18 protein-coding genes are annotated in these 15,059 nt (G+C 36.5%); 3 read left to right on the top strand and 15 right to left on the bottom strand.

From position 1 onward, the window contains the following. Position 1 precedes the first annotated feature (1 nt). Positions 2-562, bottom strand: coding sequence for a 16S rRNA (guanine(966)-N(2))-methyltransferase RsmD (rsmD, locus tag PB1_RS01615; RefSeq protein WP_003350336.1), 561 nt, complete (start codon positions 560-562; stop codon positions 2-4). 299 nt (positions 563-861) lie between these two features. Then, positions 862-2,286, bottom strand: a complete 1,425-nt coding sequence (locus PB1_RS01620) for a stalk domain-containing protein (protein WP_003350337.1) — start codon at positions 2,284-2,286, stop codon at positions 862-864. A 193-nt stretch (positions 2,287-2,479) separates the two neighbouring features. Between PB1_RS01620 and PB1_RS01625 the strand changes: the two genes are divergently transcribed. Continuing rightward, complete coding sequence (locus PB1_RS01625; RefSeq protein WP_003350338.1) at positions 2,480-2,869, top strand: DUF7147 family protein; 390 nt, start codon at positions 2,480-2,482, stop codon at positions 2,867-2,869. Positions 2,870-3,132: 263 nt separating this feature from the next. Here the strand turns inward: PB1_RS01625 and PB1_RS01630 are convergent, their stop codons facing one another. From PB1_RS01630 to PB1_RS01660, 7 genes are all read right to left on the bottom strand, one after another. Then, positions 3,133-3,408, bottom strand: a complete 276-nt coding sequence (locus PB1_RS01630; RefSeq protein ID WP_003350339.1) for a YlbG family protein — start codon at positions 3,406-3,408, stop codon at positions 3,133-3,135. 210 nt (positions 3,409-3,618) lie between these two features. Further along, the gene (locus tag PB1_RS01635) at positions 3,619-4,065 is read right to left on the bottom strand and encodes a YlbF/YmcA family competence regulator (RefSeq protein WP_003350340.1); all 447 of its coding nucleotides are present in this window, start codon (positions 4,063-4,065) and stop codon (positions 3,619-3,621) included. Between the two features lie 59 nt (positions 4,066-4,124). Further along, positions 4,125-4,556, bottom strand: coding sequence for a hypothetical protein (locus tag PB1_RS01640; RefSeq protein WP_003350342.1), 432 nt, complete (start codon positions 4,554-4,556; stop codon positions 4,125-4,127). A 95-nt stretch (positions 4,557-4,651) separates the two neighbouring features. Beyond that, entirely contained in the window at positions 4,652-4,891 is a 240-nt protein-coding gene (locus PB1_RS01645; protein ID WP_003350343.1) for a YlbE-like family protein, read from the bottom strand. 18 nt (positions 4,892-4,909) lie between these two features. After that, on the bottom strand, positions 4,910-5,311 hold the full coding sequence (locus PB1_RS01650; RefSeq protein WP_034644819.1) for a YlbD family protein: 402 nt from the start codon (positions 5,309-5,311) through the stop codon (positions 4,910-4,912). A gap of 133 nt (positions 5,312-5,444) precedes the next feature. Continuing rightward, the gene (locus tag PB1_RS01655; protein WP_155816385.1) at positions 5,445-6,467 is read right to left on the bottom strand and encodes a CAP domain-containing protein; all 1,023 of its coding nucleotides are present in this window, start codon (positions 6,465-6,467) and stop codon (positions 5,445-5,447) included. Between the two features lie 245 nt (positions 6,468-6,712). After that, positions 6,713-7,144, bottom strand: a complete 432-nt coding sequence (locus PB1_RS01660) for a CBS domain-containing protein (protein WP_003350346.1) — start codon at positions 7,142-7,144, stop codon at positions 6,713-6,715. 471 nt (positions 7,145-7,615) lie between these two features. On the opposite strand from PB1_RS01660, the gene PB1_RS01665 reads away from it, so the two are divergent. Both PB1_RS01665 and ytvI read left to right on the top strand, forming a co-directional pair. Further along, positions 7,616-7,978, top strand: a complete 363-nt coding sequence (locus PB1_RS01665) for a YugN family protein (RefSeq protein WP_003350347.1) — start codon at positions 7,616-7,618, stop codon at positions 7,976-7,978. Between the two features lie 177 nt (positions 7,979-8,155). Then, on the top strand, positions 8,156-9,214 hold the full coding sequence (gene ytvI, locus PB1_RS01670; protein ID WP_003350348.1) for a sporulation integral membrane protein YtvI: 1,059 nt from the start codon (positions 8,156-8,158) through the stop codon (positions 9,212-9,214). Between the two features lie 45 nt (positions 9,215-9,259). Here the strand turns inward: ytvI and PB1_RS01675 are convergent, their stop codons facing one another. The 6 genes from PB1_RS01675 to coxB form a co-directional block, all read right to left on the bottom strand. Further along, positions 9,260-9,724, bottom strand: a complete 465-nt coding sequence (locus tag PB1_RS01675) for a DUF420 domain-containing protein (protein ID WP_003350349.1) — start codon at positions 9,722-9,724, stop codon at positions 9,260-9,262. A 220-nt stretch (positions 9,725-9,944) separates the two neighbouring features. Beyond that, positions 9,945-10,850 (bottom strand): cytochrome c oxidase assembly factor CtaG, encoded by a 906-nt coding sequence (gene ctaG, locus PB1_RS01680; RefSeq protein ID WP_003350351.1) that lies wholly within the window; start codon positions 10,848-10,850, stop codon positions 9,945-9,947. Between the two features lie 232 nt (positions 10,851-11,082). Then, positions 11,083-11,418 (bottom strand): cytochrome c oxidase subunit IVB, encoded by a 336-nt coding sequence (gene ctaF, locus PB1_RS01685; RefSeq protein ID WP_003350353.1) that lies wholly within the window; start codon positions 11,416-11,418, stop codon positions 11,083-11,085. Between the two features lie 4 nt (positions 11,419-11,422). Next, entirely contained in the window at positions 11,423-12,052 is a 630-nt protein-coding gene (locus PB1_RS01690; RefSeq protein ID WP_003350354.1) for a cytochrome (ubi)quinol oxidase subunit III, read from the bottom strand. Further along, positions 12,052-13,920, bottom strand: coding sequence for a cytochrome c oxidase subunit I (ctaD, locus tag PB1_RS01695; protein ID WP_003350355.1), 1,869 nt, complete (start codon positions 13,918-13,920; stop codon positions 12,052-12,054). The genes PB1_RS01690 and ctaD overlap by 1 nt, the downstream gene beginning before the upstream one ends. A gap of 30 nt (positions 13,921-13,950) precedes the next feature. Beyond that, positions 13,951-15,021, bottom strand: coding sequence for a cytochrome c oxidase subunit II (gene coxB / locus PB1_RS01700; protein ID WP_003350356.1), 1,071 nt, complete (start codon positions 15,019-15,021; stop codon positions 13,951-13,953). Positions 15,022-15,059: the final 38 nt, after the last annotated feature.

Raw genomic sequence — 15,059 nt, forward strand, 5'->3', positions numbered from 1 at the left:
CTTAATGTTCAGAACCGTAAATATAGATGGAAACAGCAATGATGCCATATTGTTCGAATTTTTTTCGAATGAAATTGCCTGCTTTTTCAGGCAAATGTTCATCCGCACTATGTTCACAAATGATTGCGCCGCTCTCTGTAAGCAGATTTTCCTTATCAATTGTTTCCAAAATTTTAGAAATCTGCTGTTTTTTATATGGAGGATCAAGAAAAATGAAATCGAAAACAAGTCCTCGCTTAATAATTGCTTTTAAAGCTCTTTCCGCATCGTTTCGATAAACTTCCGCGTGTTCCTCCAACCCGCAGTTTTTAATATTTTCATGAATAATCTGTATTGCTTTTTTGTCTTTATCAACAAAGATAACCTTATTTAATCCTCTGCTTAAAGCTTCGATTCCCAATCCTCCGCTGCCTGCAAACAAATCCAAGCCGAGGCCGCCAGCAAAGTAAGGCCCGATTATATTGAATATTGCTTCTTTTACTTTATCCGTTGTAGGCCTAGTTGAACTCCCTAGAACGGCTTTTAAAATCCTGCCCTTACAGGAACCAGAAACTACTCTCATCGGTAATCACCACTATGTTAGCCCTTATTGTAAGTTTTCTACATTATCCTAACACAATTGATTTTTTTAGCCAACTACTATAAACTTTCGAGAAATAATTGTCTACATAGTGTATAACCCGAAAGATTATGGAAATAATGTTATTAACAACATCTATTCGATGGTGTTGTTGCCAACCGCGGAGAAGACTTACGTTTCCCCATAAGTTCTTCCTCCGGTTTCTCCTCTCCCTTTGCCTTCTGTCCTGTTACAAGGATATAGAAGGACCCTGCAGGTATCTGCAGGGTTTTTTCTTTATTCTAGGATGTAAAGATATTAATTTGAAGTTCATTTTCTTTTATATTGATTTTAAACAAGGATATAAGCCATTTTTCTTCCATATATACTTTACCGTTTATCAAAAGAAACGGGTTTTCCAGCAGTCCGTAATCCTCTTTATTAAAAACAAAATAATTGCGATCAGTATAAAACTGGTATTTGTTTTCCCCTTTATTTAAAACCAGTTTTTTTTCGTCAGCTAGATATTTTGCTTCATACCCAAGACCTGTGAGAACTTCTAAAAGCGGAAATAATCGCTTGTCATTCTGATATAAAATTTCAATGCCTTTTCTTTCTTTTCCATTCATAAATACTTTTCTCGAATCAAAAAAGTATAATGGTACAAATGAAGCAGTTTCATTTTTATTCAATGTAAAAAATTGAGTTTTTAATCCTTTTTGTTTTGATAATCGATCGTCCATAATTTTTGCTGATAAAATAGTCTTATCTTGAATGACGGAAGACATAAAAGCACTTAATTCGCGATCAGAAAGCTTGGCAGTAAGCTCTTGTATAATTTTTTCACCTTTAACAGAGCGGCTTTTTTGTTTTGTGAAACAAGCAGCCAGCACATCTGCAAGCCATTTCTCTTCGATTTCCGCCTTGCTGAACTTTGCACGAAAATAATGATCCAAAACTTTTCTAACTAAAACATCTGGCTGAATGTTTTTCTTAACGACAATGATCCCGTCTCCGTCTGTTTCCGGATGGCTGTCGGTAACCACAACCGACAAATAAGGAAAATCAGAAAGAGATTTTAGTGAAGTTAAAGTTACAGGTTCAGCATTTTTTGATTCCGCAAACAATCTTATTTCCGGCACATTTTTTTCTTCTTGCAACGGTTCCTTCTGCCAATATAATGAAAATGATTCACTTTCTCCTTCAAATACAAAGTAGTCAATAAAGTCCAAATGCTTATATCCTTTTAAAGGCAGTCCTGCTGCCCATGAACCTCCTCTTCTTACATAATCGATAATTTCTAATTTTGTGTGAACAATAGAAACATCAGGTAATGAGAATGTCCAGTCATTCAACAATAGAGCAGATAAATTTTCTTTTAAAGAAATCGAATAAGAAAAAACAATTTTTCCATCCTCCGACATGTAAGTATCAAGCAATTGATCTTTAGAATCGCAAGGGTTTCCATCATCCTTCAAGCATTTCCATGAAGATACTTTTTCCGGGATAGAAACTTTGTACTCTTTTCCATCAACAAGCCCGCTGATGGATTGTGAGATTTTCAAATCATTTGCTGCCGATTCAACAGTTATTTGCTGCGATGCAGATTCCGTCTGCAAATGACCGGGTGCTCCATTCTTTTCGGAATAAGCTTTCCATTGCCAGAACAACATTCCTCCAATTGCAGCTGATAAGATAACGAAAATAAAAAATGATGTCCTAAACATCGGAATTCTCCTTAGCAAAGGTCTTATCTTAACAATATCAAATCAAGGCAGTTCCGTCATATAAATTTTGTTTAATAATAGTGAAATTTGCTGTTTTTAACCAATTTGACCCTTCCAACCTGCTTCTATTTTCAAACTGAAAATGATAAAGTATTGATGTTATAGTGGAATTAAAAAAAGGAGGAAATTGGAATTGATTCAACGGTTTATCGAACTCGGAGAAGGATACTCTGATATATATGAATTAATTGAACTGGCAAAAGTAAATGAATATCGTCTCAGACATATGCTGGCCATGCATACGGCCATCAATGGCAAAAAAGCAACCTCATTGGTTGTGATTTTAAATCCGGCGGCAAGCGGTAATTTTCAGCCGCTCTATATTTGCAGGGAAGGAATTCCGTACCCACATGAAACTCCGAACAAAAGATATGATTTATTTTCAGTAACTGCCAAAAGCCTAAATAAAGAAATTATAGAATTAAATATAAAGCCATCGACAATGTTTCCTGAAAAAGAACTATTTTATCAGCATTTAATCGGAATCTTGCGAATGAACCGCTACATACAGCCTTTAGATTAAAACATAAAAAGAGGGCAGACCCTCCACAAAAAATCTACTCTATATGTTGTCATTATCGGTGGGAGTCAGCCCTTTTTTGTAGAAAAGGGGCGGAGCTACGCAACAAAAATAGAAATGCCAACTTATCATTAACAAGATACTTGTTTAGCTTTGTAAATATTGAAAGCTTTGCTTCGCTCACACCGCCTTATTATGTTGGTTCTGTTTTATAATAAAAGCTATTTCCATGTTAGGGTTGGGAGTTTAATACTCATGGACGTTTTTTAAATACCCATCTTATAATCATATTCTTTTGCCTTATCAGGCTTTGAATTTTCATATTCCATCTTTAAAAAAGGTTTATAAGATGGTTCAACCTTTTTCACAAATGGAAAAGATTGCAGTTTTTCTGTTAGCATCTCTGTTTCTTCAAGATTACAATATAAAACAACATATTTTAACCGTTTCGAAACGTAATGAACGTTGCCAAATCTTCTTAACATTTTTGCATGTTTGAGTGAATAAAGCCAAACAATAATTCCTTGCCTTTGAACAAACATATCATTTTTCCCCTTCAACAAAACGTTTGTTTATATTAGTCTAGCATACGGAAACGCTGTTTATCAATGAGTGGACGACAATATTCAAAAGACAGAAGCCTATAAAAAAGGGTCAGACCCCTCCAATTTGCAATATATAGACAAACTCTTAAAAACTGTTCTATATATTGTCATTGCCGGAGGAAGTCAGACCCTTAAAAGTCAGCCCTTTTAGGCTGAACATCCGCAGCTGCTGCCAGTCCCGCAGCCGCCGCTGCAGCCGGAAAGGCTGTCGAAAAAAGGATTCCCGGTCGGAACTTTAATATGTTTGGAAACGGAATGGCCGAAGATAACAGCTATCTCATCCAACAAACTTTGAAGTTCATTTTCTGCTTTTTTAAATAAATATACGTTTTCATCAAGATCCATTGCACGCTTCGCATCCCGGATTTCTCCCATCACTTTTTTATATTCGGGATGATACTTGCCAAACCGCTGAACCTCTTCGTACAATTCTTTCAATTTTACGAAAGCCCTGATCTTTCTCTGAGTTTCACTATCAGTTTTTAATTTATATAAACGCAAGCGATACTCTTCAGCTTCTTCTGATTGCAACACCATTTTTGCCAGCTCTTCTGCCTCTTCTAATAGAATTACTCGCTCACATGTAGCAAGCAAATACGCTCACCTCCGTATTTTATTTTATCATGGAACGGAAGAAAAACGAAACACTACACCTATGGAATGGTTGCATAAAACTCTTTTATAAGATGATAAGGCTCATTGTTTGTCTTTACAATTTCCAATTTAACTTTATGTGTTCCCGGGTTCAGGCCTTTAACAATAAAAGCTGCCGAAGAAATTTCTTTTATCTTTTTTCCATCAATAGACAAAATAATTTTCCCAGTATTACCAGTATGATTACTCCGAAATGATATGCCGGAAACCATACATTCAATATAGAGATTCTCACCTCTGACATGATGGCGGACAAAAAAAGTCTTGTCCCCTTTATCTTCAATAACCGAAACTGGCTGATCACCGGCTGCATTTGCATACTCAATTGGCAATATTGATATATTTGTTTCCGGTTCAGGAATGTCTTTTTGGCAAGCTGACAATAAACTTGAAAATATTAATATGAAAAAGGTGTTCTTAATATGCCGCATATGTATTCACTCCTTTTTTGTTTGTATTGTTTACTTTCCCTCTTATTTTTACTCAATAAAAAAAGAGCTCTCTCATTCTTTTGAGAAAGCTCATTTTATGAATTTGAATTCATCATTTGGAACATGTGCATCATCATTGAAGCCATTTGGACTCCGTTCGTAAACTTTTCTACCTTATGGGGAATTGTCTTTCTATAGTAATGCATGGATGCAATTTGCATTGTCTGTATTTTTTCAGGGTTTCTTGATAACGTCCGGTACCACTGAGGCTGTTCTCGGATAAATTGTTTCAGTTCCTGATTGCTATCTAAAAGATCAACAATTTCTTTCCGCATACGATTTAGCTCCTTTTATCAATCTTTTCTAAATTGGAAAGGATGGGGCGGCTGCACCTTTTCAGAAGTGCTTTTTGTTTTGGTGCTTTCCTGAAATTGTCCAATAACATTTTGTATAGCTCCAAGCGCCTGGCTTAAATTATGAATATGCTTCTCTATTTGATTAGCGTCCATCTTTTTGAACAATCCTATTAATTGTGCCTTCCAATCATCCTTCTTTTCCGTTTCGGATTCTTTTTGCTCCGTTTGTTCTGATCGGTACGAATCCCAGCGGGGGTCATCTTCACCAAGCAAATACCAATCTTCATATAGTTCTTGCCAAGTTGCTTCTCCTTTTCGAACTTTTAAAATAATTTTGGGATTAGATTGTACAAACTCTTTAAACTTTTGGACAGATGGATCAAGCTTTTTCTTAACCAATATATTCACCTCATAAAGTTGCATATGCATATAAATACGATATGAAAAAACAAAAAATTGGTTCACTATAAGAAAAAGCTTGAGGCCAGATCTCAAACTTTCATCAATAAGTATGATCGAAATAATGCCAATATTACTTTTTCCAAATTTGAATAAAATTTTGCGTATAATGTTTTTGAAACACACCTACTCCTAGATGAGTAAATTCACTGCTTAATAATGTTTCCCGATGGTCTTTGCTGTTCATCCACCCTTCGACAACTGCCGGACCATCAACATAATTGGCTGCGATATTTTCTCCTGCAAGTTGATAAAAAACGTCCGCTGCCTTTAATCTATTTGATAAATCCCCATATTTTTCGGAAGTATGTGAAAATTCTCCGCTTTCATACATATCCTTGCTGTGCGAATATGCCACTTCAGCCGTTTTTTCATCCCATTTCAAAGTGTTCAAGTCATACCTTAAACGAATGATATTAGTTATATCAAATATTTGTTGTTCTGTTCCCCGCTCTATTTTTTCCATTCCATCTTCAGGACTTGACTCAATTAATTTTCCTCGATATACAAGTTCATATGGACGGTGCTTAATCAGTGTCTTAGCGTCCAAAAATCTTACACTTGAAAGAGTACCGGTAAATCTATCAATATAAAGTTCTGCAAAATACCCGCCAATTTGAACAAGAGGGCGTGTATTAATATCCTCTTCGGAAAGTTCAAACCGATAATAATTATTTGCGTATTCCAAGTTTACACTCGGCTCAATTAATACGGTATTATGAATTTGTTCAATTGGCTGCCCGATAGTAAAGGGGGCTACATTCGTTTCAGAACCAATGGCATATATTATAACCACCTTACCATTTTCAACGCCAGCCTGAACATATTTTTTTGGGTTTTTGTTATAAACCCACCATTCATAATCATAATATGATGGGTCAATCCTATTAGGTTCCCCAAGAACTGTCTTTAATGATTCAGCATCTTTTCCTATCAATGTTAAAAGGCTATCATCTGAAGCTTTTAGCGTTTGAGATTTTTTCTTTTCTACTTCAGTTTGAAACTTGGGAGAATCTAAATTCGGAGATATTTTCTCTTTATTAACCAAACCTTTATTGTCTTCTTCTTTCGATAACCCATAATAAATATAGAAAATCAGAAACAAGGATACTAAAATTAAGATACGAATTAAAATACGCAGAAGTATGCCCCCCTTCTATTATTTCTCTATCTATATATGCTATTTATGTTGAACTTCCAGAAATATTATATCATTTATAACTTTCGTTTTTTAAAATGGATATGAATCCATTGGAATAAAGGCTTTGAGCATTATAAATGATTTTTCATTCTTATAACCTTTCCTTACAACAAAAAGACACCCTAAGGTGCCTTTTTTTCTTAATGATGCTGTTGACCGTGCTGTTCAGATATTTCTGAGAGAGCTTCTTTAGCTTGGTCATCTGTTAATTGTCGGACAGCAAAATCTCCGAGTGAAACGATCCCCGCAAGCTTATCTCCTTCAACAACCGGCAAGCGGCGAATTTGATTTTTTGCCATAAGCTGCGCCGCTTCTCTTGTAGAAGATTCCGGAGTAACAGTAACCAACTGCCTGCTCATAACCTCTTCTACTTTTGATGAAGGCGGATTTTTTTCTGCAATACATCTTAAGACAATATCTCGGTCTGTAATCATTCCAACAAGCTTACCGTTATCCACAACCGGAATTGCCCCTACATTCAAGTCTTTCATTTTTACAGCCACTTCATAAATATTATCTAACAAAGAACAAGTTTCAACATCGGTTGTCATAATATCACGTATTTTTTCCATCTGTTTTCCTCCTTTAATCTTTTATAACAATCCAACATGCTCTTTGTACATCCACAATACCGGTATAAGCTGCTTTTTCTCGAGTATATTTTAGAGAATGAAATTTATATTTATCCAATCTTCAAAAATTTCCTCGGGAAATGCTCAGCTCCGATATTTTTATGTACACATTGGTAAGGAATGCTATGTTCCTTTACATTCATATAGCATTTCCATAAGCGGGAGAATTATGCGCAATATACTTGTTTTTTAATTGCTAATTTCAGACATTTCTGATGTCACGTTTTTAATCTTTTTAGCTAATTTCAATAATTTTTCTGCTTTTTACCATGATTGCTTTCAATTTTTAAAAGAACTATATTATCTTTTATGTATTCATTGCAACTTCTTCAATTTTCTACTATTATTAAGATTGAGTTTACGTTGTTTAAATATACGTTATTGACGGATTGTTTTCTAGGAGGGACATTCATGAAATTTGAAAATACTGGCTTGGAAGGTTTAAAAGCAGATTTAAACTATTTAGATGATGTTATGTCAAGTTTCGATTTTGTTCGCGAAGGCCAGTGGGATTATGAACGTGTAACATATGACCGCAAATTTGAGCTAAAAGAAGGCACTTTCTACCTTCGAGTTTTTGGTTTTGCTGTTGAAGGGGACGTAGGGGCCAATAAAGCAACTATCCAACTAATAACTCCACTGCTTGGCAAATATTATTATCCTCATGGTGTAGAATACGGAGAAAGCGAAAATTTCCCTAAAACACTTGTAAGCCAATGTGAAAAAATTCTTGCGGATTTAAAAGTCGAAATTGAAAAATTCGCTATTGAATAAGGCTGACTCATAAGGGTCTGACTCCCTCCAACAATGGCAATATATAGAGTGTTTTCTATATATTGTATTGGAGCGGTCTGACCCTTTAATTGTTTGTAATTATTTCATATTATAATTTAATTGTTAAAATAACGATATTTGCCTGAATGAAGATAAAGATCTGAAAGGAGTTCTGTCTTGCACGGATTTGTTAAGAAACGTTATTTGCTTATCATCCTAGGGCTCGTACTTTCTATCATTTTGTTTTATTTCATCATGCCAGTATCAGTACCGCTTATCACTGCATTGATAACCGCATTGTTTTTGGAACCGTTAGTACAGCTTTTTCAAACACAATTAAGGTTAAACCGCCGCTTTTCAGTTATTATTGTATTTTTTCTATTTCTTTTTTTTCTAGGCATAATCGGATACTTTATTACCACGAAAGTAATTACCGAAGCAATAAAAATAGCAGAAAATGCTCCTTTTTATGTAAATGAAATTTCTAAAGTATGGCTCAGAGTTGAAGCAAACATTATTAATGTTGCGCAAGATCTTCCAAGCGAATTTGTAAATGAAATCAGCAAGAGAGTTCAGAATTTTTTAAACAACCTGAAAAACGACCTCTTGGCATATGTAAATATTAATAATATCAAGACTCTGCTTGCAAAAATTCCGAATTTTTTTATCAGTTTTCTAGTTTACTTAATTGCACTATTTCTTTTTCTCATTGATTTGCCGCGATTACGTGAAGGAATCAATAATCATTTAACAGAAAATACTGCTGATAAAGTTCACTTTATGACATCCCGCCTTTCCTACGTTGTTTTCGGATTTCTAAAAGCTCAGTTTCTCGTAAGTGTTATAGTTTTTGTTACCTCGCTACTCGGTTTATTGATGATTACACCTAAAATTGCTCTAATTATGGCACTCGTTATTTGGTTGATTGATTTTATTCCGATTATTGGTTCCATAACTGTTATCGGACCATGGGCACTATTTCACATATTAACTGATAATATAGGTCTTGGAATGAAACTGGCTGTGCTTGCTGCCATTTTGCTGATAATCAGGCGTACTTTAGAGCCAAAGGTAATGGGCAGCCACATCGGCTTATCACCAATAGCAACTTTAACAGCTATGTATTTAGGATTAAAACTGCTGGGCTTACTCGGATTGTTTATCGGACCACTTTTGCTTATTGCGTTTAATTCGGCAAAAGAAGCCGGGATTATCAAACTAAATTTTAAAATATAATCTAATAATGGCGGGTCAATTTATAGCCCGCCATTTCAAAATCGATTAAAATCCAAGAATTGCTTTGATCACTGAAGTCGTTTCCCCGCCTTTGTAAAAAACGTAAAGCAATAAATAAACCGCTACTCCAGTGATGGCCGTGAAAAACCAGATAATGCTTGTTACAGGTCCGAGTTTTCTGTGCTTAGCTAATTTATTGTTATATCCTGTTAGCAGGGTCACAATTCCAAATACAGCCCCTGCTGTTGCCAAAATAATATGAAAAATGAGAAACAATGTATAATAGATTTTAATGTCCTTAGGCCCGCCAAAAGCTGTATTTCCGATGAAGATTGTTCTTGCAGCATAAATTAGAAAAAACAATAGGGCAAATACAGCTGCCATAAACATTGTTTTTTTATGAGCTTCAATTCTCCGCTGCTTAATTTGAATCCATCCTATTGCGATAGCAGCTGCACTTAAAACAATAAACATAGTGCTTATCGTCGGTAATATCGGCAATGATCCCATAACGTCGTCCTCTCTGTCCTTTGTTAAAAATATAATCCCTTTTTATTATTTTGTACAAATTCAACTACAGTGATTGTTTTTTGCGTACAAAATCATTCTAATAAACATGATCCTTTTTTCAATTAAAGAGGCGGAGTTTTAAAAAAATTGTAAAAAATCTTACATATTATGGCATCTCGCTGTAAAAAAGGCTGACTCAAAACAAAGAGTCAGCCCCCTGTTATTGTTTAATTGGGTGAGGTGGTAAATACTCTCCGGACTCAGTATCATGTTCATTCTGTTCTTTTCGATACCAGTCAATGAATACTTTCGCAAGTACAACACTAAATACAATTTCTTGAGTAATTTTCATTAGAATGCCGCCAAGCCGCTGATCATTAAGAAGAGATAATGAAGTGAACATCTCAGGACCACTTAAATTCAAACCAGACAATGTTGATGACGGCACGCACAATAAAAGCGATTTTGCCCATGAGTTTGGATCTGTAAATGTCGCATACAATGGTGAATCAGCAAAAATGATCAGTGCGCATGAAGGTAACAGCAATGCCCCGTTAGCAAAAATATATCCAACTTTCCTTAACCCATTTAATGTCTGGTATTCTTCGAGCTTATTTAATAAGGGCCACCACATCAAGATTGCTAAGATAAACAACAACGTATTATATCCGGCATGCAGCCACATATTTGTTTTTACCACATCAAAAATAAGCGGGATATGGTAGAAAGAGAAAACTCCGTTAAACAAAACTACCGCAATTAATGGTTTCGTAAAAAAACGAAATAACGGTTTAATTCCTTTTAAACTTATAACATATTTCCAAAGCCATTTTGGTATCGCAATCATCAAAATTGGAGGAACAACTAGATTTACAACAGCCATTTGAATCATATGTGCAGAAAAAGTAAGATGCCCCATAAGATCAATAGGTGAACCTTTAATAATATACAAAAGAATAATCAAAATAACAAATAACGTTCCTTCTGTTTTTGTTAAAGGTTCGCTCCCAACAAAACGATCACGATATTTCACTGTTATCAGAAAAAAGGCTGCAATGACGAGTGATAATTCGATAAAAAAATATGGGCTCCATAATGCCCGAAAACCAAATATGCTTAATGGCAAGGCAGAATCACCCCGTTCATATAAAAAATACAATTATATTTTACAGTTAAAAAATTATTTCCGCAATGCAAAAAAAAACCACCATAATGTTATTATCCACTTAAAAAGAGGCTGTCTCAAAACCCTAAGGGTCAGACCCCATAACACAATATATAGGACATATTGTTGCATAAATGTGCTATATATTGATAAATGCACATGGGGTCAGACCCTTATGAGACAGCCTCTTTTTTTACCACCACACTACAGTCATTAAAGCAAGTACAGTCATAGCCGCAACCAATACACCTGAGTACAGAAAAAGTGCGGGTGATTCATGACCTCTTTCTTTCATATGCATGAAATAATACAGCTGAAAAATAACTTGAACAACTGCTAAAAGGATGATAAACGGTACAGTAAACCATCCAGAAAATTTTTCATAGGCAACTGCTGCAAATGCGATAAGAGTTAAAAATATCATTATGGAGAAAGAGATAATTTGATCTCTCATCTCTTCTGCATTTTTCTTACGACGATATTCGATGTCTACTCTTGGGTTACCTGAATTGAGTTGTTGGTTCGTCATCAGTTTATCCCACCATTCCCATTAGATATACTACTGTGAAGATAAATACCCACACGACGTCAATAAAGTGCCAGTAAAGGCTTGCTACATAAAACTTTGGTGCGTTGTACAAGTTTAAACCCCGATTCGCGTTGCGGATCATTAAAGTAAGGATCCACATTAAACCAAACAGAACGTGCGCTCCATGGAAACCGACCAATGTATAAAATGCTGATCCAAATGCACTGCTTGTAAAAGTGTGATGATATTCATGTACATAATGATTAAATTCATAAACTTCCAAGCCAAGGAAGCCTGCGCCAAGAAGAACGGTAATTCCAAGCCAAAGAAGCATTTTTTTGAATTGGAAGTTCTTCATGTGATACATCGCGTAAACGCTTGTTAATGAGCTGGTTAACAGCAGCATCGTCATCACGAATGTCAGCGGTAATTCAAACATATCTTTAGCTAACGCATGGTCTCCATTAGGAACCTTATCTTTTAATGCAAGATAGGTCGCGAAGAGAGACGCAAAGAGCACTGTCTCTCCTCCTAAGAAAAACCAGAAACCTAAAAATTTATTTTTTCCTTCGAGGGTAGCCCTTTCAGGCGAAGCAGGCCACGTTTCAACTGTAAATTTTTCTTCAGCTTGCATTATGCCTTAACCCCCTTCTTATTATCATCAATTAAATCTTCTTTATGAATATGGAAACCATGATCATCTTTAATTGATCGGAACGCCATAGATCCAAACGTAACGGCCAAGCCAATAATAAACACTGGTAGTCCCCATGAATAATCAGCACGGTACATTGCTCCAAAAGCGGCAATAAATAAACCGAGCGAAATCATAAATGGAACAAAGGATGAGTTTGGCATATGAATATCTCCAAGCGGTTCAGCCGGAACCATGCCTTTTTTCCCTTCCATTTTTTCCAGCCAATAAGCATCCAAACCGCGAACAAGCGGCAATTGTTTAAAGTTATAAAATGGCGGTGGAGAAGGGATCGCCCATTCTAATGTACGTCCGTCTTCCCAAGGATCATTGCCGACTTTTTGCTTTTTAACACTTGAAATAACGATGTTCAATAGCAATACGATAACTGCTGCAGCCATCAACAAGGCTCCGATTGTACTGATAAAGTTCCCTGTGTCCAATCCTTGTCCAGGCAAGAACGTGAAGACGCGGCGAGGCATTCCCATTAATCCAAGGAAATGCTGGACAAAGAATGTTAAATGGAAACCGGTAAAAAATAAGACAAATGTTATTTTTCCTAAGAACTCATTTAACATCTTGCCGAACATTTTAGGCCAATAAAAATGTGCTCCGGCAAATAATCCGAATACAACACCGCCGACAATTACATAGTGGAAGTGGGCAACAACAAAGTAAGTGTCGTGATACTGGTAGTCAGCAGCAGCTGAAGCTAACATAACTCCTGTTACCCCGCCCATAACGAATGATGGAATAAATCCAACAGCCCATAACATTGGGGTTGTAAATTTAATGCTTCCGCCCCACATCGTGAATAACCAGTTAAAAATCTTAATACCTGTAGGAACGGCAATGGCCATCGTTGCAACAGCGAAGATTGCATTGGCAATCGGCCCCATTCCTGTTGTAAACATATGATGGGCCCAAACCATAAATCCTAAAAACCCGATTAAAACAAGCGCAAAAACCATTGACGAATAACCGAATAATCGTTTTCTCGAAAACGTAGAAATGACTTCAGAGAAAATACCGAATGCAGGCAATATCAAAATGTAAACTTCAGGATGCCCGAAAATCCAGAAGAAATGTTCATAGATAATCGAATTCCCACCTGCAGCCGAGTCAAAGAAGTTGGAACCGAACAGACGGTCAAACATTAATAAGAAAATTCCGATAGTTAACGGCGGAAATGCAAATAAGATTAAGGCAGACGCGACAAATGACGCCCAGGTAAACAGCGGCATCCGCATATAAGTCATACCCGGTGCACGCATATTGATAATGGTAACAAGGAAGTTAATTCCTCCCATTAAGGTACCAAAACCTGAAATCTGCAAACCTAAAGTATAGAAATCGATTCCGTGTCCTTCAGATGCAAGTGACAAAGAAGCATATGAAGTCCATCCGGCATCAGGAGCTCCTCCCAGGAACCATGAAAGGTTTAAGAAAAGCCCTCCAAAAAGAAACAGCCAAAAACCCAACGCGTTAATAAATGGGAACGCAACATCGCGGGCCCCGATTTGTAAAGGCATGATCGCGTTAATAAAAGCAAATACGAGCGGCATAGCTGCCAAGAAAATCATTGTTGTACCGTGCATGGTCATAATTTCATTAAATAATCCTGCATTTACAAAGTCATTATTCGGCACTGCAAGCTGAATACGGATAAACAATGCTTCAAGACCGCCGAGCAGAAAGAAAAATCCACCAGCTATTAGATAAAGGATTGCAATTTTCTTATGGTCGACAGTTGTCAGGTAGTCCCATAAGACTGCTCCGAATCCTCTTTTCTGAGCATAGGTACTCACAGTTTTACCTCCCTCTTAAACTAATCCCCATTAGTCCTGTACTTTCAAATTCATTAAGTATTCTGCAAGAGCATCAATTTGATGATCAGTTAACTGGCCGTATGTACCAGTCATTTTGTTTCCGGGCTTGTAAGCCTCAGGATCTTTTATCCAATTTCTTAATTCTTCTTTATTATGTTCGAGTACTCCCGCTATACGTGAACGTTCACCGAAGTTGGTCAAGTTTGGAGCCTGACGGGCCGCCTCGGGTGTCGTATTAGCCGGAGTTACAGCGTGACATCCTATACAGCTTTTGTTAAAGATTTCCTGACCTTCTCTAGCTAAGTCTGTCTGTGCTTTTTCAGGCTCTTTTACAGACTGCATATCTTTCACCCATTTATCAAATTCTTCACGGGAAACAGCTTTTACCTTAAAGTCCATCAGAGCATGCGAAGGTCCGCAGAGTTCGGCACATTTTCCATAAAATAAGTTGCCTGCTTCGTTTGATTTTTCAGGATCGAACTCTAACCAAAACTTATTGATGTTTTCTGTGTTATTGTCCAATTTACCTCCAACAGCGGGAATCCAGAAAGAGTGCTTAACATCTGAAGATTTTAGATTAAAGTAAACTCTTTCACCGGTAGGAACAACTAAATCTTGGCTAGTAATGATTCCTTCGTTTGGATATTCAAATTCCCACCAGTATAAATTTGCACGGACGTTAACAACGAGTACATCCGTTTTGCCTTCCTTATTCTTTTTCTCCATTGGCGATACATCTGCAAAATTAAATGTTGCAGCAACCGTTGGAACTGCAAGGATAAGAAGCAAGATAATCGGAATAACAGTCCAAATAATTTCAAGTTTATGGCTTCCCTCAACTTGTTTTGGTATTCTGTCATCTTTACGACGGAAGCGGATCAATACGATAACGAAAATCACTGTTACAACGAGAATGACCCCTACCATAATTGATGTGGCTAGGATCATCAAATTAAATTGCGTTTTCGCAACTTCTCCGGCAGGCTTTAGTGCTGATAAATACGGTTCACCACAGCCGGCCAGAACGAGCGCCATTATTGCAAATATTGTCAACAGGCGCCATTTTGCAAGCCTTTTCATAGCTTAATCAAACCCCTCTTTCGTGAAAAATTTCTTTT

The sequence above is a fragment of the Bacillus methanolicus PB1 genome, assembly GCF_000262755.1.
Classification (GTDB): domain Bacteria; phylum Bacillota; class Bacilli; order Bacillales; family Cytobacillaceae; genus Bacillus_Z; species Bacillus_Z methanolicus.